Source organism: Streptomyces sp. NPDC028907 (assembly GCF_055564995.1).
The window spans coordinates 336,276-359,485 of the sequence record NZ_JBVHVE010000004.1; the positions used below are offsets into that span (position 1 = coordinate 336,276).

A 23,210-nucleotide genomic window follows, 5' to 3' on the forward strand; every position below is an offset into this window, starting at 1 on the left:
CCACCTCACCTCTCGTACAACGCCTCGATCTCCCCCGCATACGCCCCCATCACCGCCTGCCGCTTCACCTTCATCGACGGCGTCAGCATCCCGTTGTCCTCGGTGAACTCGCCCTCGACCAGGGCGAAGGCGCGGATCGACTCGGCGCGGGAGACGGCCTCGTTGGCGTGGTCGACGGCCTTTTGGACATCGGCTCGCAGACGGGGGTCCGCGAGGAGCTCGGAAAGAGGGGTGTCGGCGGGGAGTTTGCGTACAGCCAGCCAGTGGGTGATGGCCTCCGGGTCGAGGGTGATCAGGGCGGCGACGAAGGGCCGGTTGTCGCCCACGACGAGGCACTGGCCTATCGGGGGGCGGCTGCGCAGGCGGTCCTCCAGGACCGACGGGGAGACGTTCTTGCCGCCGGAGGTGACGAGGATGTCCTTCTTGCGGCCGGTGATGGTGAGGTAGCCGTCCTCGTCGAGGGAGCCGAGATCGCCGGTGGCGAACCAGTCGTCCTGGAGTACGGCGTCGGTGGCGGCGGGGTTGTTCCAGTAGGCGCCGAAGACGATGCCGCCCTTGATGAGGACCTCGCCGTCGTCGGCGATGCGAACCGCCGTGCCGGGGACGGGTTGGCCGACGGTGCCGGGGCGGGGCTTCAGGGGCGGGACGATGGTGGCGGCGGCCGTCGTCTCGGTGAGGCCGTAGCCCTCGTAGACGATGATGCCGGCGGCGTAGAAGAACAGGTTGAGGTCGCGGTCGAGGGGGGAGCCGCCGCTGATGGCGTAGCGCAGGCGGCCGCCGAGTTCCTTGCGGACGCGGCGGTAGACCAGCAGGTCGTAGAGGGCCCAGGCGGCGTAGAGACCGGGGGTGGGACCCTTGGCCGGGGCCGTGCCCAGGAACTTGTTCAGGTGGGCCTCGGCGAAACGGACGGCGATGCGGTCGGCTCGGTCGAAGGAGGCGCCGCGGCCCATCTTCTCGGCCGTCGCCCGTCCGGTGTCGTGGATCTTCTCGAAGAGGTACGGGACTCCGACGACGAAGGTGGGGCGGAATTTCCGTAGGGCCGGGCGGAGTTCGTCGGGCTTGATGCTCGGGCAGTGGCCGATCTCTATGCGGGCCATCAGGCAGGCGATCTGGAGAGTGCGGCCGAGGATGTGGGCGAGGGGGAGGAAGAGGAGGGTCGAGGCGGTCTGGTGGGTGACCTCCTTGAAGATGGGGTGCAGGAGTTCGACCGTGTTGGCCGCCTCGGCGTACAGGTTGGCGTGGGTGAGGACGCAGCCCTTCGGTCTGCCGGTGGTGCCGGAGGTGTAGCAGACGGTCGCGATGGTGTCGGGGGTCAGTGCCGTACGGCGCTTGGTGACCTCCTCGTCGGGGACGTCACGGCCCAGAGCGGTGAGGTCGGCGAGCGCGCCCGCGTCCAACTCCCAGATGGGCGGGGCCTGTTCGTGCCCCGCCGTCCCCCTCGTCACCGTGGCGGTGTTCTCGGCGGTCTCGGTGACGACGTGGCGGGCGCCGGAGTCGCGGACGATCCACTCCACCTGCTCGGCGGAGGAGGTGGCGTAGACGGGGACGGTCTGGCCACCGGCGGCCCAGACGGCGAAGTCGAGGACCGTCCACTCGTAGCGGGTGCGGGACATCACGGCGACCCGGCCGCCCGGTTCCAGACCGGCCGCGATCAACCCGGCCGCCACGGCGGAGACTTCACGGGCGAAGGCCGCGGCCGTCACGGGCTGCCAGGTACCCGCCCGCTCCCGACGGAGGACCACCGCCCCGGGGGCCTCGGCCGCGTTGGTGAAGGGCAGGTCGGCGATGCTGCCGGTGGTGACGTGCGGGGCGAGGGGTGGCGTGCGGGCCTCGCGGACCACGCCGTCGGCGTCCTTGACGACCTCGACCCTGGTGCGGTCCATCAGGTCGGTGCGTTGCTTCGCCCGCTTCAGATCCTTGCGTACGCCCATGGCGGCTCCCGGGTACCAGTCGTACTTACTGGGGAGTCAACTTACTCATGCGTAAGGGAAGGTCAATGGTTCACGCAAAGTGCGGGCAAGGCGCGTCGGAAGGCACGTCCGCCTCGGTACGTTGCTGTACGACCACCCCCCACGGAAGGAACCCCCGTGCACTCCCGACGTCTTCGGTCCGTCCTGGTCGCCGTCTGCGCCGCCGCGGCCGTGTCCCTCGCCGGCGCCGCACCCGCCGCCGCACACCCCGCGACTCCCCCGGCGACCCACGCCTCGGCCTCCGTCCGGGCATCCTCCGTCTCCTCCGGCCTCACCCCGCTCACCGACCTGTTCGCCGAACGGCTGCTGCTCGCCGACAAGGTCGCCGCCGCCAAGTACGGCACCGACAAGCCGATCGACGACCCGGTGCGCGAACAGCAGATCCTGGACGACGTCGCCGTACGGGCGAGCGAGCTCGGGCTCGATCCGGACGAGGTGAAGGCCGTCTTCCGGGACCAGATCGAGGCCAACAAGCTGGTGCAGCGCGGCCTGTACGCACGCTGGGCCGCGCACCCCGAGGAGCGGCCCATCGAGCGCCCCGACCTGGTCAAGGAGGTCCGTCCGCAACTCGACCGCATCACCACCGAGTTGCTGGAAGCGCTGAAGGACACCCGGCGGCTGCGGACGTCGCCGTCGTGCGCGCCCCGGCTGGGGGTGGCCGCCGTCCGGTCCGCGTACGGCCATGAGCTGGACGCGCTGCATGTCGAGGGCCTCGTGCGGGCGCTGCCCTCCGTCTGCGCGGACTCCTGAGGCGCCGGCCGGTCGCACCGTCGCCTCAGTCCATCAGCCGGTCCGCCCGGCCGATGGCCTCCGCAAGCTGCCGCACCTCCTCGTCCTCCGTCTCCTTCGCCAGGTCCTCGGCGTGCTCCGCGAGGTCCCGCAGGGACGGGGCGGCGGGCAGGGAGCTCCAGCGGGAGTCGCCGTCGCGCAGGGCGTCGGCGAAGTAGGCGGCGGTGGCCGTGACCTGGAACCTCGCGGACGTGTCGTCCAGGGAGTCGTGCAGGGAGCCGGTCTCCAGCTGTCCCGACTTCTCGTGCGGGGAGCGGGTCTTCGGGTCGAGCCAGCGGACGCTCGCCGTGGCGAGATGGCCCTCGGTGCCGGGCCTGGTGCGGACGGCGTAGAGGGCGGTGACGGTGTGGCCGGGGCCGATCTCGCCGCCGTCGACGCTGTCGTCGCGGAAGTCGTCGTCGGCGACCTGCCGGTTGTCGTAGCCGACGAGCCGGAACTCCTTGACCGTCTCGGGGTCGAAGGCGACCTGGGCCTTGGCGTCGCGGGCGGTCAGGTCGATGTTCTGGGGCAGTTGGCGGCTGAAGACCTTGCGGGCGTCGTCCTCGTCGGAGACGTACACCGTGTGCCCGTCGCCCTTGTCGGCGAGGCGTTCCATCAGGGCGTCGCCGTAGTCGCTGCCGACGCCGACGCCGAAGAGGGTGATGCCGTGTTCACGGCGCTCGGACGCGATGCGTTCGAGGATGGCGTCGGCGTCCGTGTCGCCCGTGTTGGCCAGGGCGTCGGAGATGAGGACGACGCGGTTGGTGGCGCCCTCACGCAGGCCCTCGACGGCTGTCTCGTAGCCGGTCTCCATGCCCGCGCCGAGGTTGGTGGAGTCGGTGGGCTCCAGGCTGTCGATGGCGTCGTGGATCTCGTCCCGGTTGCCGTCCAGGCGGGTCATCGGCAGGACCGTCTCGGCCTCGTCGCTGAAGGTGACCAGGGCGACCGAGTCGTCGTCGCGCAGTTGGTCCGTCATGTGCCCGAGGGAGTCCTGGGCGAGGTCCAGGCGGCCCGGTTCGGCCATGGAGCCGGAGATGTCGATGACGAAGGTGAGGGCGGCGGGCGGGCGTTCGCCGGGGTCGGCGGCGGGGCGGGTGGCCAGGCCCACGCGGACCAGGGACCAGTCCTCGCGGTCGGTGCGGGCGCCGTCGACGGTGACCGTGAAGCCGTTGCCGTCCGGGCGGTCGTAGTCCTGGCGGAAGCTGTTGACGAACTCCTCGGGGCGGACCGTGGACGGGTCGGGCAGCCGGCCCTCGGCGAGGGTGCGGCGGGCGTAGCCGTAGGAGGCGGTGTCGACGTCCAGGGCGAAGGTGGAGAGGTAGTCGGGCTCGGGGGCGAAGTCGCGGGAGTCCTCTCCCTCGTTCTCGCCGTCGCGCTGGCCGCCGCCCTGACTGTACGCGGGGGCGGGGAAGCCCTTGCCGCCTTCCTTGCTGTCCTGCGCGTAACCCCCGCTGCTTCCGCCGTCGCTTCCACCGCATCCGGTGAGCAGCAGGCCGCCCGCCGCGGTGAGTGCGAGCAGTGTCCGGTGCAGCCGTCGTGTGCGGTACCGCTCCATCGTCCGTGCCCCCTTGGTCCGTTGACGTCGACTTCTGTGACTGTGACGGGCCAGGGGGCCGGAACGTGCGCTACGGAGCGTTGCGGATGAGTCTCGAAGAGGGCACGGTGACGGGCCGCCGAGACCGGTGGGTGATCTTCCGTTGACCTACGACACCACGTCCTTGCGGGCAAAACCGCGGAAGGCCAGCGCGAACAGCACGAGGGCGTACGTTACCGACAGGGACGTGCCCTGGATCATGTCCGACCACTCCAGCTGGGGTCGTACGGCGTCCAGCCAGGCGTACTGCCAGTGGGCCGGCAGGAAGTCGCGCCAGTCACCGAGGGCCGTCACCTCGTCGAGCACGTTGCCGATGATGGTCAGGCCGACCGCGCCGCCGACCGCGCCCAGCGGTGCGTCCGTCCTCGTGGACAGCCAGAACGCCAGGGCGGCGGTGACCAGTTGGGAGATGAAGATGTACGCCACCGTGATCAGCAGGCGCTGTGCGGCGGTTCCGGCGGCCATGGAGTCGCCGGTGGGGAGCTGGAGCGGGCCCCAGCCGTAGGCCGCGGTGCCGACCGCGAGGGCGACCACCGGGAGCAGGATCATCGCGGCCAGGCTGAGGCTCAGCCCGACGACGAGCTTGGACCACAGCAGCCGGGCCCGGGGCACGGGCGCGGCCAGCAGATAGCGCAGGGAGGACCAGCTGGCCTCGGAGGCGACCGTGTCCCCGCAGAACAGGGCGACGGGGACGACGAGCAGGAAGCCCGCGGAGGCGAACAGGTTGACCGCGGCGAAGTTCGCCCCGGACAGCGTGGCCGTGTCCATCAGGTTCACGTTGTTGTTGCCCGAGCCCGGGCCGCCGCCCACCTGGAAGGCGATCAGCAGGACGAACGGCAGGGCGAACAGGATGCCGCCCATGACCAGGGTGCGGCGCCGCTTCAGCTGCCGGACCAGCTCGACCCGGATCGGCAGCGTACGGCCCGCGCGGTAGCCGTCGGCGACCTCCGCGCGCTCGGTCGTCGTGCTGCTCATGCGGAGTCTCCGATCAGGGTGAGGAAGGCGTCTTCGAGGCGGCGGTGCGGGCCCACCGACTCGACGGGCACTTCCAGCCGGACGAGTTCGGCGACCAGACGCCGTGCGCTGCCGTCCGCGTCGAGCCGTACGACCAGGCCGGCGTCGGCACGCACCGCCGAGGCCACGCCCGGCAGGGCGGCGATCTTCTCGACGACGGGCTCGTCCACGGGCTCGGTCGTGCCCACGAGCAGGGTGTCGCCGGAGCCGACGATCTCCCCGACCGGGCCCGCCTGGACGAGTTGGCCGTGATCCATCACCACGAGGTGGGTGCAGGTCTGCTCGACCTCGGCCAGCAGGTGGCTGGAGACGATGACCGTGCGGCCCGCCGCCGCGTAGCGGATCATGACCTCGCGCATCTCACGGATCTGCGGCGGGTCGAGTCCGTTCGTCGGCTCGTCGAGTATCAGCAGGTCGGGCAGGCCGAGCATGGCCTGCGCGATGGCGAGGCGCTGGCGCATGCCCTGGGAGTAGGTGCGCACGGCTCGGGCGAGCGCGTCGCCGAGGCCGGCGATCTCCAGGGCCTCGTCGAGGTGGGCGTCCTGCGGCGGGCGGCCGGTGGCCTGCCAGTACAGCTCCAGGTTGGCGCGGCCGGACAGGTGCGGGAGGAAGCCCGCGCCCTCGACGAAGGCGCCGACGCGGGAGAGGACGGGGGCGCCGGGCGCGATGGCGTGGCCGAAGACGCGGATCTCGCCGCCGTCCGGCTTGATCAGGCCCATCAGCATGCGCAGTGTCGTCGTCTTGCCCGCACCGTTCGGTCCGAGCAGGCCGAGCACCTGGCCCTTCTCCACCCGGAAGGACAGGTCCTTGACCGCGTACCGGTCGGCGGACTTCGCGTAGCGCTTGCTCAGGTCGGTGATCTGGAGCGGCACTTCGGCCAGTACGGGGTCGGGGGGAGAGGGTGCCGCGGTGCGGCGCCGTCCGGTCGCCAGCAGGGCCAGCGCGATCACCACGCCGGCCAGCGGCAGCCACCACACCCAGGCGGGCAGCCCCGTCGGCGTGTTCGTGTCCCCGAGCGGCGTCGGCACCGACAGGTCGCCCTTGAGGGAGACGGTGTACTTCGCCGGGGTCGTCGGGGAGGCGTAGCCGAGGTCGGTGGAGGCGAGGACCAGCCGCAGGCGGTGGCCGTCGTCGATCTCGTGGTCGATCGCCGGGAGCGTGAGGGTGACGTCCTTGCCGGCCTTCGCGCCCTCGACCTTGACGGGCTCGACGAGCTGCGAGGGCAGTACCTGACCGGCCTGGCCGCCGGGGCCGACGTCGTACAGCTTGGCGAAGAGCACGGCGTCGTCGCTCGTGGACCTCACATGGACGGTGGCCTTCGGCGACCCGGTGATCTGGAGGTCCTCGCGGACGGGCGCCGACTCGAACGCGGCGAACTGGCCGGGGAAGTCGAGGGACACGCCGATGCCGAGCGAGGACAGCTGGGCGAGGCCGCCGGCGCTGCCGAGGCCGGGGAGGGCCGACACGGCGGGCGGGTTGGCGCCGGCCGGGTTCTGGAAGCTCTGCTCCCGTCCGGTGAGGGCGATCGAGCGCCGGTCGCCCTCCAGACCGGGGTACTTGTCGGCGCTCACGCCGCTCAGCCGGGTCTCGCCGTCCCCGCTGCCGGTGCCGAGGATGCGGGTGACGCGGAAGGCGGGGCCGGTGTCGGTGCCCTTGTCGTCCTTGAGGTAGCGGTCGAACCAGGTCCGCACCCGTTCCTGGATCCGGCCCGTCTCCATGTCGCCGCCGTCGTGGCCGCCCGCGATCCAGTCGACGTCCACGGGGGCGCCGTTGGCCCGGATCGCCTTCGCGGCGGCGTCGGCCTGGTCCAGCGGGAAGAGGGAGTCGGTCTGGCCCTGCATCAGCAGGGTGGGCACCTTGATGCGGTCGCCGACGGCGGACGGCGAGCGTTCCTGAAGCATCCGCTCGGCCTGCGCGTCCGGGGTTCCGGACTCCGCGACCCGCTCGTACATCTCGCAGATCCGCGTCTCGAACTTGTCGCAGCCGCCCGCCGAGTTGACGAAGATTCCCGCCCAGAGCTTCTTGAAGACGCCGTTCGGGAACAGCGCGTCCGAGAGGTTCCAGTACGTGATCGCCGGGGCGATGGCGTCGACGCGGTCGTCGTGCCCGGCGGCCAGCAGCGAGATCGCGCCGCCGTAGGAGCCGCCCGCCATGCCCACCCGCGGGTCGCCGGCCTTGTCGAGCTCGACCTGGGGCTGCTTCGCCAGCCAGTCGAGCAGCTTGGATACGTCGGCGACCTCGCCCTTCGGATCGTTCAGGCCGACCTTGCCGGTCGACTTCCCGAAGCCGCGGGCCGACCAGGTCAGCACGGCGTAGCCGTCCCGGGCCAGGTCCTGGGCCTGCTGGCGTACGTCGCCCTTGCTGCCGCCGAAGCCGTGCGCCAGGAGGACGGCGGGGCGGCGCTCACTTCCGGCGGTCGTGAAGTACGAGGTGTCGATGCGTACCCCGTCGCCCATGTCCATGACGCGGTCGGCGCGGCGCACCGCGGGCGGGTCGTCGTCGGCGACGGCGGTCCATGTCCCGGCCCCGACGAGGACGACGACGGAGGCCGCGCCGGCGATCCACCGGCGCGGCCTCCGTACGCGCCCGCGCAGGCCGGGCAGTCGAAGATCCATGTTTCAACGGTACGGGGTGAAGCTGTCGGTCAGTTATCGACCGAGGGCTGAATCCCGGCCCCTTCCGTGGGGGTACGACGGGGGGTTTGTCTACCGCGTTCGTGGTACGGCGAGGGAGAGCTCGGGGCTTTCTGTGACCTGCCGGGTGCGGGTGCGTGGGGGTTGATCGCGCAGTTCCCCGCGCCCCTCAGGGGGTCTCCTCTGCCGGGATTGATACCAGCCAGCGCGATGCCCTTCGGGGGCGGAGGTACAGGGCCCAGTACAGGGTCGCCACCGCCGTGATGCCGCCCGTCCACAGCAGATACCTCATCTCCTGTTGGCTCAGGATGTACACCAGCACCGCGATCAGCAGGATCGGCATCGCCGGCCACAACGGCATGCGCCATGCCGGTACGTGGTGGTGGGCGCCGCGGCGGGACAGCAGCGCGGCGACCGCGACCAGCAGGTACATCCCCGTCACCGAGACGCCCGTGATGCCGTACAGGGTGTCGAGGTTGACGAAGCAGAGGACGGCGCCGGGGATGCCGACCGCGAGGGTGGCCACCCAGGGGGAGCCGAAGCGGCCGAGCTTGGCGAGGAGGCTGTTGACCGGGGTGGGCCAGGCCTTGTCGCGGGCCGAGGCGAACAGGACGCGGGAGTTCTGGATGACCATGACGATGCCGGCGTTGATGATCGCGAGGGCCACGCAGAGGCTGACGAAGGTGCCGACCGCGGAGTTGGACCAGGCGGTGACCATGGTGCCGATGTCGCCGCCGGTGAGTTCGCCGATGTCCGACGCGCCCAGGGTGATGGCGACGACCGGCACCAGGATGATCACGGCGGAGATCGCGAGGGTGGCGAGGACGGTGCGGGCGACGTTGCGGCGCGGGTTCTCCAGTTCCTCGGAGAGGTAGACAGCGGTCGAGAAGCCCTGGGTGACGAAGAGCGCGATGGCGAGTCCGGAGACGACCAGCAGGGCCGTCACGCCGTCCGTACGGCCGTCCGCGCCGGCCACCTCCATCGAGACGAGGCTGCCGGGTCCGCGCTCGGCGTGGGCGAAGCCCAGTACCGCCACGACGGCCGCCGCGATGACCTCCAGGACCAGGAAGACGCCGGTGATCCATGCGTTGGCGCGCAGGTCGAGCAGGCCGGCGAGGGTGGCGAGCAGCATGACGGCGGCGCCGGTCATCGACGGGTCCAGGTCGACGATCGGGGCGAGGTAGTCGGCCGTGCCCATCGCGATCACCGGCGGGACGATCATGACGACCAGCAGGGAGAGCACGAAGACCAGCCAGCCCGCCAGCCGTCCGGCAAGCGTGGACACCATCGCGTACTCGCCGCCCGCACTGGGGATGAGGGTGCCCAGCTCGGAGTAGCAGAACGCCACGGCGATACAGAGCAGCGAGCCGATGGCGATCGTCAGGGCGGTGGCGGTGCCGAGCGAGCCGAACAGGTCGGGGACGACCACGAAGAGGGTGGACGCCGGGGTGACGCAGGAGAGCGTGAGCAGCGTGCCGCCGACCACGCCGATCGAGCGCTTGAGCTTTTGGGGGCTGTCCTGAGGGCTGTCCTGGAGGACGTCCGGCGCCTCGACGACGGCGCCCTCGACAGAGGTGAGGGTGTCGGTCACGAGGTGGATGCAACATTGACGGAAACCGTCACGTCAATGGCTGATTAGCTACGGAATTCGTTGCCGGAAGGCCTTCTGACGCGTGTTAACGTTGCGTCAGAGCCGTGTACAGCACGACTTTCGAGCATGCGGGAACCGCAGCGCGGGCCCGCAAAAAAATGGGGCCGTCCGCGATCCGGACGGCCCCAGACGCTCGGGTCGGTGCGTCAGTGGTTGCGCGGGAAGCCGAGGTCGACTCCGGACGGGGCGTCCGCCGGGTCGGGCCAACGGGTGGTGACGACCTTGCCGCGGGTGTAGAAGTGCGTGCCGTCGTTGCCGTAGATGTGGTGGTCGCCGAAGAGCGAGTCCTTCCAGCCGCCGAAGCTGTGGTAGCCGACGGGGACCGGGATCGGGACGTTCACGCCGACCATGCCGGCCTCGATCTCCAGCTGGAAGCGGCGGGCGGCGCCGCCGTCCCGGGTGAAGATCGCGGTGCCGTTGCCGAACGGCGAGCCGTTGATCAGCGCCACACCGTCCTCGTAGGTCTCGGCGCGCAGCACGCACAGCACCGGGCCGAAGATCTCGTCCTGGTACGCCTTCGCGGTGGTGGGCACCTTGTCGAGCAGTGAGATGCCGATCCAGTGACCGTCCTCGAACCCGTCGACGGTGTAGCCGGTGCCGTCGAGGACGACCTCGCAGCCCTCGGCCGCGGCGCCGGTGACGTACGAGGCCACCTTGTCGCGGTGGACGGCGGTGATCAGCGGGCCCATCTCGGAGGTCGGGTCGTTGCCGGGACCGATCTTGATCTTCTCGGCGCGCTCGCGGATCTTCTCCACCAGCTCGTCGCCGATCGAGCCGACCGCGACGACCGCCGAGATGGCCATGCAGCGCTCGCCCGCCGAGCCGTACGCGGCGCTCACGGCGGCGTCGGCGGCCGCGTCGAGGTCTGCGTCCGGGAGGACCAGCATGTGGTTCTTGGCGCCGCCCAGCGCCTGGACGCGCTTGCCGTTGGCGGAGGCGGTGGTGTGGATGTAGCGGGCGATCGGCGTCGAGCCGACGAAGGAGACCGCCTTGACGTCCGGGTGCTCCAGGAGGCGGTCGACGGCCACCTTGTCGCCGTGCACGACGTTGAAGACGCCGTCCGGCAGACCGGCCTCCGACAGCAGCTCGGCGATCTTGATCGAGGCCGACGGGTCCTTCTCGCTCGGCTTGAGCACGAAGGTGTTGCCGCACGCGATGGCGATCGGGAACATCCACATCGGGACCATCGCCGGGAAGTTGAACGGCGTGATGCCCGCGACGACACCCAGCGGCTGCCGGATCGACGAGACGTCGACACGGCTGGCGACCTGCGTCGACAGCTCACCCTTCAGCTGCACGTTGATGCCGCACGCGAGGTCGACGATCTCCAGGCCGCGGGCGACCTCACCGAGGGCGTCGGAGTGCACCTTGCCGTGCTCGGCGGTGATCAGCTCGGCGATGGCGTCCCGGTTGGCGTCCAGCAGCGCCCGGAACTTGAACAGGATCGAGGTGCGCTGGGCCAGCGAGGACTGGCCCCAGGTCAGGTACGCCTCCTTGGCGGCGGCGACCGCGGCGTCCACCTCGTCGACCGAGGCGAACGCGACCTTCGTCGTGACCGCGCCGGTGGCCGGGTCGGTGACCGGCCCGAACGTGCCCGACGCGCCTTCGGCGGTCTTGCCGCCGATCCAGTGGTTGACGATCTTCGTCATGCCCAGTAACTCCTTCACAAGTGGCGGCGTCGGGTCGAGACGTGCCGTTCGTACAGCTCGCGGGCCTTGACCGCGGACGCTCGGCTCGCGGTCTCGGCCACGGGAACATCCCACCAGGCCTGCGCGGGCGGCGCGCCCGACACTGTGTCTGCCGTTTGGGTCTCGACGTAGACACAAGTGGGAGTGTCGGCCGTGCGGGCCTCGGCGAGCACCTCGCGCAGGGCGCTCACGGTCTTCGCGCGCAGCACCCGCATGCCCAGGCTGGCGGCGTTGGCGGCCAGGTCGACGGGGAGCGGCGCGCCCGTGAAGGTGCCGTCCTCCGCGCGGTGGCGGTACGCCGTGCCGAAGCGCTCGGCGCCGGTCTCCTCCGACAGTCCGCCGATGGACGCGTACCCGTGGTTCTGCACCAGCAACACCTTGATCGCGATCCCCTCCTGCACGGCGGTCACGATCTCCGTCGGCATCATCAGATACGTGCCGTCGCCGACCAGCGCCCAGACAGGCCGGTCCGGGGCCGCCAGCCGCACGCCGATCGCGGCCGGGATCTCGTAGCCCATGCAGGAGTAGCCGTACTCCAGGTGGTACTGGTCGCGCGAGCGCGCCCGCCACAGTTTGTGCAGGTCGCCGGGGAGGGAGCCGGCCGCGTTGATGATCACGTCCGACTCGTCCACCAGAGCGTCCAGGACGCCCAGCACCTGCTGCTGCGTCGGCCGTACGTCCGGTTCGTCGGCCTCGTAGCAGGCGTCGACGCGCTGCTCCCAGCGCTCCTTGTCCTCGGTGTACTCGGTGACGTAGGAGGCGGGGACCCGGTAGGCGTGCATGTCCAGCGCCGCGGTCAGCTCCATCAGCCCGCTGCGGGCGTCCGCGATCAGGGGCATCCCGGCGAGCTTGTGGCCGTCGTAGGGCGCGATGTTGAGGTTGAGGAAGCGGACGCCGTCGCCGGCGAAGAGGGTGCCGGAGGCGGTGGTGAAGTCGGTGTAGCGGGTGCCGACGCCGATCACCAGGTCGGCGGTGCGGGCGAGTTCGTCCGCCGTCGCCGTACCGGTGTGGCCCACGCCTCCGACGTCCTGGGGGTGGTCGAAGCGCAGGGAGCCCTTGCCGGCCTGGGTGGCGGCGACCGGGATGCGGGTGGCCTCGGCGAACTCGGCGAGCGCCTCCTCGGCGCGACTGTGGTGGACGCCGCCGCCCGCGATGACCAGGGGCCTGCCGGCGGACCTGATCGCCCGTACGGCCTCGGCGAGTTCGGTCGGGTCGGCGCCCGGCCGCCGTACGACCCAGGTGCGCTCGGCGAAGAGGTCGTCGGGCCAGTCGTACGCCTCGGCCTGGACGTCCTGGGGCAGCGCGAGCGTGACGGCGCCGGTCTCCACGGGGTCGGTGAGGACCCGCATGGCTTGGAGAGCTGACGGAATCAGGGATTCCGGGCGGGTGATCCGGTCGAAGTACCTCGACACCGGCCGCAGACAGTCGTTGACCGACACATCGCCGGCGTACGGCACTTCGAGCTGCTGGAGGACCGGGTCGGCGGGGCGGGTGGCGAAGATGTCGCCGGGGAGGAGCAGGACCGGGAGGTGGTTGACGGTCGCGAGCGCGGCGCCGGTGACGAGGTTGGTGGCGCCGGGGCCGATGGAGGTGGTCACGGCGTGCGTGGAGAGGCGGTTCGACTGGCGCGCGTAACCGACCGCCGCGTGCACCATCGCCTGCTCGTTGCGGCCCTGGTGGTAGGGCATGACATCGCCGTACTCGACGAGCGCCTGGCCGATCCCGGCGACGTTGCCGTGGCCGAAGATGCCCCAGGTGGCGCCGATCAGGCGGCGCCGTACGCCGTCGCGCTCGGTGTACTGGGCGGACAGGAAGCGGACGAGCGCCTGTGCGACCGTGAGCCTCGTCGTTGAGGTCATCGGTTACCTCCGTGTGGTCCGGATGGAAGCAGATCCGCCACTTCCTTACGGCTCAGCCGCCCCGTATGCCTCAGCCGCCCTGTAGGCCTCAGCCGCCCCGTTCGACTCGATGTACCGGGTCGGGGACCTCCGGCGCGGGGCCGTAGCGGGCGGGGAGTCTTCGCTCGCACTTCGCTCCTGCCAAAGCAAAGCGGCTTCCCGCGCCGGAGGCGTTCTGTGGGTGGAACGTACGGCTCGTGGTCATGGCGACCTCACAGCAGTCCTACGGCAGTGTCCACCGCGGCGGCAACGTCCCCGTCGGCCGGGTAGAGCAGCGAACGGCCCACCACCAGGCCCTGCACGGTGGGCAGTTGGAGGGCGCCCCGCCACTTCTCGTATGCCCCGGCCTGTTCCTCCGCGGAGCCGCCGACCTCGCCGCCGAGGAGTACGGCGGGCAGCATGGAGGTCGCCATGACCTCGGCCATGTCGTCGGGGTTCTCGGTGACCGGCAGCTTCAGCCAGGTGTAGGCGGAGGTGCCGCCGAGGCCCGAGGCGATGGCGATGGACTTGGTGACGGCCTCGGCGGACAGGTCGTTGGTGACCTTCCCCTCGGGGGTGCGGCGGCTGAGGAACGGCTCGACGAAGACCGGAAGTCGGCGCGCCGCCATGTCGTCGATGGCGCGGGCGGTGGACTCCAGGGTGGTGAGGGAGCCCGGGTCGTCGTAGTCGACGCGCAGGAGCAGCTTGCCGGCGTCGAAGCCGAGGCGCTCGATGTCCTCGGCGCGGTGGCCGGTGAAACGGTCGTCCAGCTCGAAGCTGGCGCCCTGCAGGCCGCCGCGGTTCATCGACCCCATGACGACTTTGCCGTCGAGCGCGCCGAGCAGCAGCAGGTCGTCGAGGATGTCGGCGGTGGCGAGGACGCCGTCGACGCCGGGGCGGGACAGGGCGAGGCAGAGGCGTTCCAGCAGGTCGGCGCGGTTGGCCATGGCCAGGCCGCGGCCGCCGACGCCGAGCGCGCCGCGGGCCGGGTGGTCGGCGGCGACGATCATCAGGCGGCCGCTGCCCTTGATGAGAGGCCTGCGTACGCGCCGGGCGGCGGCCTCCGCTATCGCCTCGGGGTGCCGGGTGCGGGTGCGGACGAGTTCCGCGATGTCGACGGTCACTTGACGGCCCCCGCGGCGATGGCGGCCTCGATCTCGTCCGGCGTCGGCATCGCGGAGGAGCACTCCAGACGGGAGGCGACGATGGCTCCGGCGGCGTTGGCGTGCCGCATGATCTTCTCCAGGTCCCAGCCCTCGAGCAGCCCGTGACAGAGGGAGCCGCCGAAGGCGTCACCGGCGCCGAGTCCGTTGAGCACGTTCACGGGCAGCGGCGGGACCTCGGCCTGGTCGCCCTTGCTGTTGACGGCGAGGACGCCCTTGGGGCCCTGCTTGACGACCGCGACCTCGACACCGGCGTCGAGGAGGGCGCGGGCGGCTGCGTGCGGTTCGCGTACGCCGGTGGCGACCTCCACCTCGTCGAGGTTGCCGACGGCGACGGTGGTGTGCTTGAGCGCCTCCGCGTAGAAGGGGCGGGCCGCGTCCGGGTCGTTCCAGAACATGGGGCGCCAGTCGAGGTCGAAGACCGTCGTACCGGACTTGGCGCGGTGCGCGAGGGCCGCGAGCGTCGCCGTACGGCTGGGCTCCTCGCTCAGTCCGGTGCCGGTGATCCAGAAGATCCGGGCGTCGCGGATGGCGTCGAGGTCCAGCTCGTGGGCGTCGATCTCCAGGTCCGGGGCCTTGGGCTGCCGGTAGAAGTAGAGGGGGAAGTCGTCCGGCGGGAAGACCTCGCAGAAGGTGACCGGGGTAGGCAGTCCGGGGACCGGGGTGACCCAGCGGTCGTCGACGCCGAAGCCCCGCAGGGCCTCGTGGAGGTAGGTGCCGAAGGGGTCGTCGCCAGTGCGGGTGATCACCGCGGTACGGCGTCCCAGGCGGGCCGCGGCGACCGCGACGTTCGTCGCCGAGCCGCCGAGGAACTTGCCGAAGGACGTGACCTGCGGCAGCGGGACGCCGGTCTGCAGCGGGTAGAGGTCCACGCCGATCCGGCCCATGGTGATCAGGTCGTACGCCATCGGTGTCCCTCGGTCTCCCTCGTCGCGGCTGTACTGCCGACTGCGCGGGTCGGCCCTCCAGGGCTTTGTAGCCCTGCTGGGGGAGGCCTGTCAATGTTTTGTCCGGACATTCGAACGAAGGCATTCGTACGTGTCGGTCTTCTCCGGGATCGATGAAGCCACCGCCTCGGTGTTCTGTCAGCGCGTCTCCCTTCGAGGCGGGTATCGGTCGGTCAGGTGACGTAGGGGGTGATGGCCGCGGCCAGGAGGCCGTTTGCCAGATACCCGCCGAATCCGTGAACGCCCAGCCCGGTGTCGCAGACGGCGTCGTCGTCGACGGGGAACACGCGGCCCAGCTTGGGCGGAACCGCCACCAGGTCTCCGGTGCCGGCGATGTTCACCCAGCGCGCCAGCCCCGAGGGCTTCGCTCCTCGCCCCGCGCGCAACGCAGGCTCCAAGCGGCGTGCCAGAGCCGGGACCCTGAGCGGCGAGCCGACCGTGACCAGCAGGTCCACCTCCAGGTCCGGGTAAGCGTGCAGCGTTTCGTAGGTGACGTACGCACCCAGCGAATGCGCGATCACCACCGCGGGCTTCTCACGCCGGATCACCCCGGACACGCGTTCGCGCACCAGACGGCGCCGCTCCGGCCAGGTCGTGTACGCCTCCACCTCGCGCAGGTTCGCCACCAGGGTGCGCTCCAGACGACCGATCGTCTGCTCGCGCACCGCCGCGGTGAGGCGTCCGCCGCGTTCGTCCACCAGCCAGCCCAGCATCTGCCGCAGCGGGGCCAGCCCCACGTTCTGCGGATCCGCCGGCATTTCGGCGCCGGCAGCGGCCAGCCACGCCGCCACCTCCGATCGTTCCGCGGCGCTGAGATCGTCGAAGCCTTCCGGCTGCTGGAACGACTGTGGCTCCCCGGGCACCTTCCGCCGCAGCAAGTCGGCGTAGTAGGCCATCGTCACGTCGGGGACGTCCACCGCCAATTCGCTCAAGCTCTCGGCCAACCTCGGCCGACAGTCCGAGACCCGCCGCGCCGCGGCTTCGTCCGGTGTCGCTTTGCGGACGTGGTTGAAGATGCCGTGCACCAGCACGATCGATGTCATCGAAGTCCCCCTGTCATCGACGGTGATTCGTCGTCACACACACTCGAACCGTGCACGGCTTCGAGGCCTCACAGGTCACGGGGATGGCCGGGCGTCTTCCAGGCATAACAGATGACCTCGCGCCCACAGACGAGAACGCCGAACTCCCCTGTCCCAGCCACCGCGATCCCCTCGTCCGGCAAATGCAGGACCTCTTCGAGAATGAGCCGGTCCTCGGTCGCCCAGATCGCCGCGGTGTTGTCCGTGCTCACCGTGATCACCCGACTTCGCCCCCCGATCTGTACGACGGTGGCCGCATTGACCCAGCTCCCATGCGCGGTCAGTTCCTGCAGATGCTCGCCGGTGAGCGGATCCCACACCCTGACGGTGGCGTCGTCGCTGGTGGTGAGGGCCAGCGTACGGTCGCGGGCATGCGCGAACACCACGCCGGTCACCCAGTCACGGTGCCCGGCCAAAGTGTGTATGCGTTCACCGCTGAGGGGATCCCACACTATGGCCGTCCTGTCCTCACTGCCCGTCATGGCGAGGGGACGGCGGCCCTCCATGAAGTTCAGCGCGCACGAGGTCAGCGGTCTGGTGTGGCCATGGAGGGAGCGGAGAAACCGCCCAGAGGCGACGTCCCACAGCGCAGCGCTCTTGTCCCTGCTGGCGGTGAGGGCGATGGACCGGGATCTGAGACGGCCGGCGCAAACGGCGACCACGAGCCCCGTATGGCGTCTGGCTGAGCGAAGTTGCGCGCCCGTCACAGCGTCCCAGAAGGCGATCGATCCATCACCGTCCGCGGTGATGGCCAGCGATTGCTCCCGGGTGTTCGCCAGGGCGGCCCCGTGGATGCTGCTGGATTGGGTCGTGAAGGTGTGCAGACGTCGTGCCGTAGCGAGATCCCAGAGGATCGCGGTCTTGTCGTCACTGGTCGTGAGGGCGACGGCACGACCATCGACGTCACCTGCGGCCACCGCGTTCACCCGTTTGGTGTGCGCGGTGAAAACCTGCTGGTCCTGTACGGCGAGATCCCAGACGACCCCCGTTCCGTCGTGGCACACCGTCACGGCCACCGGTTTGCCGGCTGATTCGGGGACCGCCACTTTCGTCAGGCGTTTCGTGTGACCGGCGAATTGCCGGATGTAGTTCCCGGTGTTCAAGTCCCACATGATGGCGGTCTGATCGACGCTCGTCGTGATGGCGACAGGCCTCGCGGACACCTCGGCCAAGGCGACATCCGTGATGGGGCTCACGTGCCCCTTGAGAGCGAGAGGCGGTCTACCGGGACGCAGGACGTTGACGACCCTGTCATCCGCCGTCGCTATGAAGAATTCTTCGCCGCGATCAAGCCCCGCCAGAACTCCCGCGCGACCGGCCACCGAGTTCCATGAACCAGAAGCCTTGCCCGTCTTCACGTCATACGCGCCGACGTGCTTTCCTTCACTCGCGGTGACGGCGTGCTCCCTGCCCATCATCGTCACCACGATCACGCTCGTCACAGCAGTGGAGCCGTGACTGAGCAGATGTAACGCCTTCCCCGAACTCATGCTCCACACAATGGCGTTACCGTCAGCGCCCACGGTGACCACATGGGGATCTCCTCCGTTCCCGGCGACGGCAATCGCGTTGATCTTCTTGCTGTGGATCTTGGGCTTTTCCTTTTCGGCCTTTCCTTCGGTATCCGTGCTCTCCTTCCGAGTGCTCCCTTCCGGGGGCGCCTGGGGATCGGGGAAGGTGAGCAGATGCGAGCCGGTCAGGAGATCCCACGACCTCGCTGTCTTGTCCTCACTCCCCGTGATCACTGCGGGGCGGCCATCGAGTTCGGCCATGGCGAGGGCCGTGACCATCCCTTTGTGTCCGACCAGGCAGTGCATCCGCTGCCCCGTCCCCAGATCCCACACCGTGGCTGTGTCCTTGGACGCCGTGACGGCGAACGAGCGGCGGCCGTACTGTGCCACGGCGAGAGCCGTTATCTCCCCGGGATGCTGCCTGAGCGCGCGTATCTCTTCCCCCGTGTCCAGATTCCAGATGATCGCCGCTCCATCGGCTCCCGCGGTGATCGCGACTTCGAGTTGCTCACCGTTCGCTGCCCACACATGCGTTGTCGCGACGTGCGTGACCGAATCCGTGTGTCCCGTCAGCGTGTGCAATCGGGCGGAACTGCCCTGGCTGTTGGTGGCCCACCGAGCAACGGCTGAGGTGACTCGGCGGTCGACGGGCAGGTTGCCCAGAGCCTCCGCCAACGACGGTTCGCGCCAGGCCGCCGCGTCCAAGGCCAACAGGCTGCGTCGTGCGCCCAGTTCATGACGGTGGCGATGATGCGTCGTGTGGGAGCGATAGATCGTTGCGATACGTGCCGAGCGGGGGTCTGTGGCCTTGTTCAGATGACGCTTGAGGTCGTCGGGGGAGACGTGCAGCAGGAAGGAGGGATCGTCCAGCAGCCCGGCCAGTTCGTCGCACGCCGCCGCATGCTCGGCGGCGTGTCGCAGCAGGTACGGGTGAGCGCGGTCCCAGTCAGGGGTGTTGTCGTCAGCCGTCGGGATGGCGGCGATGAGGGCACGGTGCAGCGCGGTGAGGTCGGTGCGGCCCTTGGTGTGGTCGGTCAGGGCCTGGTGGAAGTACCGATAGAGCAGGCACTGATCGTCCTCGGGAGTGGTGCGGAGGTAGAAGGCCGCCTTGGCGAGGGCGCGACGGGTGTCGGCGAGGGGGCGTGCGCTCTGGGGGCCGTCGGCCGGGTGCTGGGCCAGGGCGGCGGCGTGGATGAGGTCGAGTGGCATGCCTTGGCCACGAGCCTGACCGAGGACGTTCAACACTGTGCGCATCCACGGCTCCCTGTCCGCCAACGTGTTGACGTGCAGGTCGAAGACCTCCGTGATACTGCACGGCGGGGCAGCATGGGCTTGATGGGGAGTGGTGAGGAGATGGTTGGCGTAGAGGGAGGCCACGAGAAAGGCCCCGTGGTCGCTGTACTGGGCGAGCCGGTCGGCTGTGCGACGGAGCTCGTCCCGGGGAAAGCGGCGGCGCGGCAGGAGCCGGCACAGATAGGTGTCGAGATCGTCGGCGAGGACACTTCGGTCATGCATGGTGACCGGGTCGAGGTCGAGCTCCGCATCCGGGTGCTCGGCCAAATGCTGCCGCAGCGCGGGCAGCGAATCCCACCACTTCCTGGTCCCGATCATGACGCGGCAGCCGCCCCCGGCGGCTTCAAGAGGCAGGAGCAGGTCATCGAGTACGGCTGCGGGGTCTGCTGCCTCGTCGAGGGCGTCCAGCAGCACGAGAACGTCTCCGGCGGCGCGCAGCTCGTCAAGGAGCAGCCGCACGTCTGAATGGGGCGTGTCCTGGCGGGTATGGGCCCGGCCGGAACTCCGTTGCTGCTGCAGCTGATGTCGCAGGGAGTCGGTGATCTGCTGAAGCGTGAGCTGACGGGCGTGAACGGCGAGAACGATCTCCGGCTGCCGTGGGTCGAAGTACTCGACAACGCGGGCGATGCGGTCACCGAGGGGTTCGAGTTCGGGGTGGAGTGCGCATGCTGTGACGCCGAGGAGTGCGGACTTGCCGCTGCCGGGACCGCCGGTGACCACCAGTAGCCCGCCCTGTCCGGCGTTGCCGACCCATTCGTGAATACGATCCAGCTGGGAGCGTCGGCCGGAGAAGAGAATGTCGTTCGCGGTGGGAGTTCCGGCGGCGCGCGTGGCGAAGTGCAGCGGGTCGAGATCGGGTGAGCAGCCGAGCGCGAATTCCCTCAGCCTCGGATCCATACCGGCCAGCAGGTCTCGGTGCGGCGTACGGCTGTGCGCGGGGTTTCGGAAGAACGGCTGCGGTTCGGCGTCGGCCTGGACGTGAGCGGTGCGGACGATGGTCTGCCGGGCGCGCCCGGCGGCTCGGTCCGTGCGGGCGAGGTGCCGGTCGACGGCGGTGGCGAGGGTCTCGACAGGTACGTGTCTGAGGGTTGGGGTGATGTCGAGGTCGCCGTCGGCGAGCTGCTGAAGGACATGAGCAGCCGCGACGGTGAAACGGGCGCCGTAGGTGATCGCGTCGCTGGTGCAGGCGCCGATGATCCAGACGTTGCGTGGTGCGTCCTGGCGGCGTCGGGCGGCGAGGTCGATCAAATGCTGCTGGACGAGGGCCTGACCGGCCGCGCAGACGTCCAGGAGGAACAACACGGGACGTCCGCTGTTCTCGGCCGTCTCCAGGAGTTGCCCGAAGCTGACACAGGTGTCGGACAGCAGTTCATCACAGGCCTGACCGCCGGAGGCGGCCAGATACAGGCCCCCGCTTCGCGCCTGGACGCCGTGACCGGCGAAGTGCAGGACAAGGGTCTCCCCGGGCCCGGCCGTTCGGCGCAGCTCCTTCCACCGCTGTAACAACTCGGTCGCATCGCTCTCCAGCAGCAGTTCCCTGCTCTCCGTGGCGCCTGCCCGCTCCAACGCCGAAGCCATCTCCCGCACCGGCTCGGTCAGGGCCGGCAGCGGTGCGAACCTCGCGATCCCGTCAGCCTGTTCATCCTCGGTCTCATAGGGCTCTGGGAAGTCCCCGACTCCCGCCACAAGCACCTTCACCTGGCGCCTCCCGCCCACCCCGACCGCAAGGTTCCTCACCACACGCTACCCGGATCCACACCAATAGCCCTGTCGCGGACAAAGCCTGAGGCAACGGACCTGCCACGAACGGCTGCGCGGCGAGACATCATGTCAACGCGCCGCGCCCTTGTATCCGCGGGCGCCTTTGCGTCAGCCGTGTCACGAAGGCCGCTTTCCTGTTACGCATGTCGCATGTACGCGGCCCCTGTGTCACACCCGGCGCACAGCCCCTGTCCGCCTCTCACCGGGCGTCGTTGACGGGGCACAGGCTTTGTGATCGCCAGCGCAGCGCACGGTACCCCCGACGACCGCCCCAGGTCGCCGCCGCGGCGCGCGCAGGGAGGTGCAACCGATGACCGACCGAACGCTCTGGTCCTACAAGGAGATCGCGGCGCACATCAAGGTGCAGCCGGACACCGTGCGGTCGTACCGCAAGCACGGGTTGCTGCCGCCGCCGGACCATGTGGAGGGCGGCAAGCCCTTCTGGTACCCGGACACCGTGCGGGCGTGGGTGGAGTCCCGACCGGGGAACCGGGGCCGAAGGGTGGATTGACGTCCCGGCGTCGCGGAAAAACAAGCTGTGCCCCATCTGACCAGTGGGGCACAGTGCTGGTCATGCGCAGCTTCTCCGTCAAACCCACGCTCACCGGCGACAGGACCGTGCTCCGGCCGTTCACCGGGGCCGACGCGGACGTCATGTGGGAGATCATCGAGGACCCCGAGGTCGAGCGCTTCACCTTCTCGCCGAACAACGAACTCACCCTGGAGCGGGTGCGTTCCTGGTACGGCTCGCTGTCCGGCCGGCCCGACCGTCTCGATCTCGCCGTCACCGACCGCGCCACCGGCGAACTCGTCGGCGAGGTCGTCCTGTACGAGTGGGATCCGCACGCCCGCAGCTGTACCTTCCGCACCCTGATCGGCCCGCGCGGCCGCGACCGTGGCATCGGCACCGAGGCCACCCGGCTCATCGTCGGCTATGGCTTCGAACAACTCGGGCTGCATCGGATCGAGTTGGGTGCCTACGGTCACAACCACCGGGCCCTGCGGGTGTACGAGAAGGTCGGGTTCGTGAGGGAAGGGATCCGCCGGGAAGCGCAGACGAGGGACGGTGAGTGGCTGGACGAGGTCCTGATGGCCGTCCTCGACCACGAGTGGGCCGCCCTCAACTCCACGGCTCGATAACCGTCACCCCCGCCCCGGGCGCCGCCCCCATCGCCGTCAGCGCGGCCGGTACCGCGTCCAGCCCGATCGTCGACGTCACCAGCAGATCCGGCCGCAGCACACCGGCCCGGACCAGCTCCAGCATGGGCGGGTAGGTGTGCGCCGCCATGCCGTGGCTGCCCAGCAGTTCCAGTTCCAGGGCGATGGCGCGGGCCATGGGGACCGGTGTCGTGCCGGACGTGGAGGGCAGCAGGCCCACCTGGATGTGCCGGCCCCGGCGCCGCAGGCCGTTGACGGAGGCCGCGCAGGTGGTGGGTGAGCCGAGGGCGTCCAGGGAGAGGTGGGCGCCGCCGGCGGTGAGGTCGTGGATCGCGGCCGCCGTGTCCGGCACGCCCGACGCGTCCACGCACTCCGTCGCCCCGAACTTCCGCGCGAGCTCCAGGGCCCGCGGTGAGACGTCCACCGCGACGACCCGCGCGCCCGACGCCGCCGCGATCATCACCGCCGACAGGCCGACCCCGCCGCAGCCGTGCACCGCGACCCACTCCCCCGCCGCCACCCGGCCCTGCTGCACGACCGCCCGGAACGCCGTGGCGAACCGGCAGCCCAGCGAGGCCGCCGTCGCGAAGGACATCTCCTCGGGTACGGCGACGAGATTGACGTCGGCGTGGTCCAGCGCCACGTACTGGGCGAAGGATCCCCAGTGGGTGAAGCCGGGCTGGGTCTGCCGCTCGCACACCTGCTGATCGCCCTCCGCACACGCGGCACAGCTGCCGCACGCGCACACGAACGGCACGGTGACCCGGTCGCCGGGACGCCAGCCGGTCACCCGGTCGCCCACCGCCTCGACGACACCGGCGAGTTCATGGCCCGGCACATGCGGCAGCGCGATGTCCGGGTCGTGCCCCTGCCAGCCGTGCCAGTCGCTGCGGCACAGCCCCGTGGCCTCGACCCGCACGGTCACTCCGTGGGGAGCGGGGCGCGGGTCGGGCACCTCCCGTACCTCGGCCGGCTCCCCGTACCGCTCGAACACCACTGCCCGCATGCCGCTCTCCTTTTCGCCGCGCCGCTCAGGTACACGGAGATCATCGCGAACGCCAGACGCTCCGTCGGCCCAGCGGGTAGGGCGCCCGTGCGAT

At 70.2% G+C, this 23,210-nt stretch carries 15 protein-coding genes and 1 pseudogene; 3 read left to right on the top strand and 13 right to left on the bottom strand.

Features of this window, described 5'->3' with window-relative positions; all coding sequences use genetic code 11:
• Nucleotides 1-5: 5 nt before the first annotated feature.
• On the bottom strand, nt 6-1,931 hold the full coding sequence (locus tag ACZ4UU_RS14170; RefSeq protein WP_468039685.1) for an AMP-dependent synthetase/ligase: 1,926 nt from the start codon (nt 1,929-1,931) through the stop codon (nt 6-8).
• A 156-nt stretch (nt 1,932-2,087) separates the two neighbouring features.
• Here ACZ4UU_RS14170 and ACZ4UU_RS14175 point away from each other — a divergent pair, with 156 nt between their 5' ends.
• Complete coding sequence (locus ACZ4UU_RS14175) at nt 2,088-2,720, top strand: chorismate mutase (protein ID WP_468039687.1); 633 nt, start codon at nt 2,088-2,090, stop codon at nt 2,718-2,720.
• Nucleotides 2,721-2,745: 25 nt separating this feature from the next.
• Here the strand turns inward: ACZ4UU_RS14175 and ACZ4UU_RS14180 are convergent, their stop codons facing one another.
• From ACZ4UU_RS14180 to ACZ4UU_RS14230, 11 genes and pseudogenes are all read right to left on the bottom strand, one after another.
• Nucleotides 2,746-4,293 (bottom strand): vWA domain-containing protein, encoded by a 1,548-nt coding sequence (locus tag ACZ4UU_RS14180; RefSeq protein WP_468039689.1) that lies wholly within the window; start codon nt 4,291-4,293, stop codon nt 2,746-2,748.
• 147 nt (nt 4,294-4,440) lie between these two features.
• Nucleotides 4,441-5,307 carry an ABC transporter permease gene (locus tag ACZ4UU_RS14185; RefSeq protein ID WP_468039691.1) on the bottom strand — a complete coding sequence of 289 codons (867 nt, stop codon included), beginning with the start codon at nt 5,305-5,307 and terminating at the stop codon, nt 4,441-4,443.
• The gene (locus ACZ4UU_RS14190) at nt 5,304-7,961 is read right to left on the bottom strand and encodes a CocE/NonD family hydrolase (protein ID WP_468039693.1); all 2,658 of its coding nucleotides are present in this window, start codon (nt 7,959-7,961) and stop codon (nt 5,304-5,306) included. Before ACZ4UU_RS14190 ends, ACZ4UU_RS14185 begins: the two co-directional genes overlap by 4 nt.
• 187 nt (nt 7,962-8,148) lie before the next feature.
• Nucleotides 8,149-9,570, bottom strand: a complete 1,422-nt coding sequence (locus ACZ4UU_RS14195; protein ID WP_468039694.1) for an APC family permease — start codon at nt 9,568-9,570, stop codon at nt 8,149-8,151.
• A gap of 206 nt (nt 9,571-9,776) precedes the next feature.
• Nucleotides 9,777-11,279, bottom strand: coding sequence for a CoA-acylating methylmalonate-semialdehyde dehydrogenase (mmsA, locus tag ACZ4UU_RS14200; protein ID WP_468039696.1), 1,503 nt, complete (start codon nt 11,277-11,279; stop codon nt 9,777-9,779).
• 14 nt (nt 11,280-11,293) lie between these two features.
• Nucleotides 11,294-13,177, bottom strand: coding sequence for a 3D-(3,5/4)-trihydroxycyclohexane-1,2-dione acylhydrolase (decyclizing) (iolD, locus tag ACZ4UU_RS14205; protein WP_468039698.1), 1,884 nt, complete (start codon nt 13,175-13,177; stop codon nt 11,294-11,296).
• A 121-nt stretch (nt 13,178-13,298) separates the two neighbouring features.
• A pseudogene (locus tag ACZ4UU_RS14210) lies at nt 13,299-13,409 on the bottom strand (5-deoxy-glucuronate isomerase); the annotation flags it as partial.
• Nucleotides 13,410-13,428: 19 nt separating this feature from the next.
• Entirely contained in the window at nt 13,429-14,319 is an 891-nt protein-coding gene (locus ACZ4UU_RS14215) for a Cgl0159 family (beta/alpha)8-fold protein (RefSeq protein WP_468039700.1), read from the bottom strand.
• The gene (iolC, locus tag ACZ4UU_RS14220) at nt 14,316-15,266 is read right to left on the bottom strand and encodes a 5-dehydro-2-deoxygluconokinase (protein ID WP_468039702.1); all 951 of its coding nucleotides are present in this window, start codon (nt 15,264-15,266) and stop codon (nt 14,316-14,318) included. Before iolC ends, ACZ4UU_RS14215 begins: the two co-directional genes overlap by 4 nt.
• Nucleotides 15,267-15,478: 212 nt before the next feature.
• Nucleotides 15,479-16,348 (bottom strand): hypothetical protein, encoded by an 870-nt coding sequence (locus ACZ4UU_RS14225; protein ID WP_468039704.1) that lies wholly within the window; start codon nt 16,346-16,348, stop codon nt 15,479-15,481.
• Nucleotides 16,349-16,416: 68 nt separating this feature from the next.
• Nucleotides 16,417-20,889, bottom strand: a complete 4,473-nt coding sequence (locus ACZ4UU_RS14230) for a P-loop domain-containing protein (RefSeq protein WP_468039705.1) — start codon at nt 20,887-20,889, stop codon at nt 16,417-16,419.
• 373 nt (nt 20,890-21,262) lie between these two features.
• Between ACZ4UU_RS14230 and ACZ4UU_RS14235 the strand changes: the two genes are divergently transcribed.
• Both ACZ4UU_RS14235 and ACZ4UU_RS14240 read left to right on the top strand, forming a co-directional pair.
• Nucleotides 21,263-21,463, top strand: a complete 201-nt coding sequence (locus ACZ4UU_RS14235; RefSeq protein WP_217208248.1) for a helix-turn-helix transcriptional regulator — start codon at nt 21,263-21,265, stop codon at nt 21,461-21,463.
• 62 nt (nt 21,464-21,525) lie between these two features.
• Nucleotides 21,526-22,092, top strand: coding sequence for a GNAT family N-acetyltransferase (locus ACZ4UU_RS14240; protein WP_468039708.1), 567 nt, complete (start codon nt 21,526-21,528; stop codon nt 22,090-22,092).
• Here the strand turns inward: ACZ4UU_RS14240 and ACZ4UU_RS14245 are convergent.
• Complete coding sequence (locus ACZ4UU_RS14245; protein WP_468039710.1) at nt 22,073-23,116, bottom strand: zinc-dependent alcohol dehydrogenase family protein; 1,044 nt, start codon at nt 23,114-23,116, stop codon at nt 22,073-22,075. The two genes, ACZ4UU_RS14240 and ACZ4UU_RS14245, sit on opposite strands and share 20 nt — an antisense overlap.
• Nucleotides 23,117-23,210 lie beyond the last annotated feature (94 nt).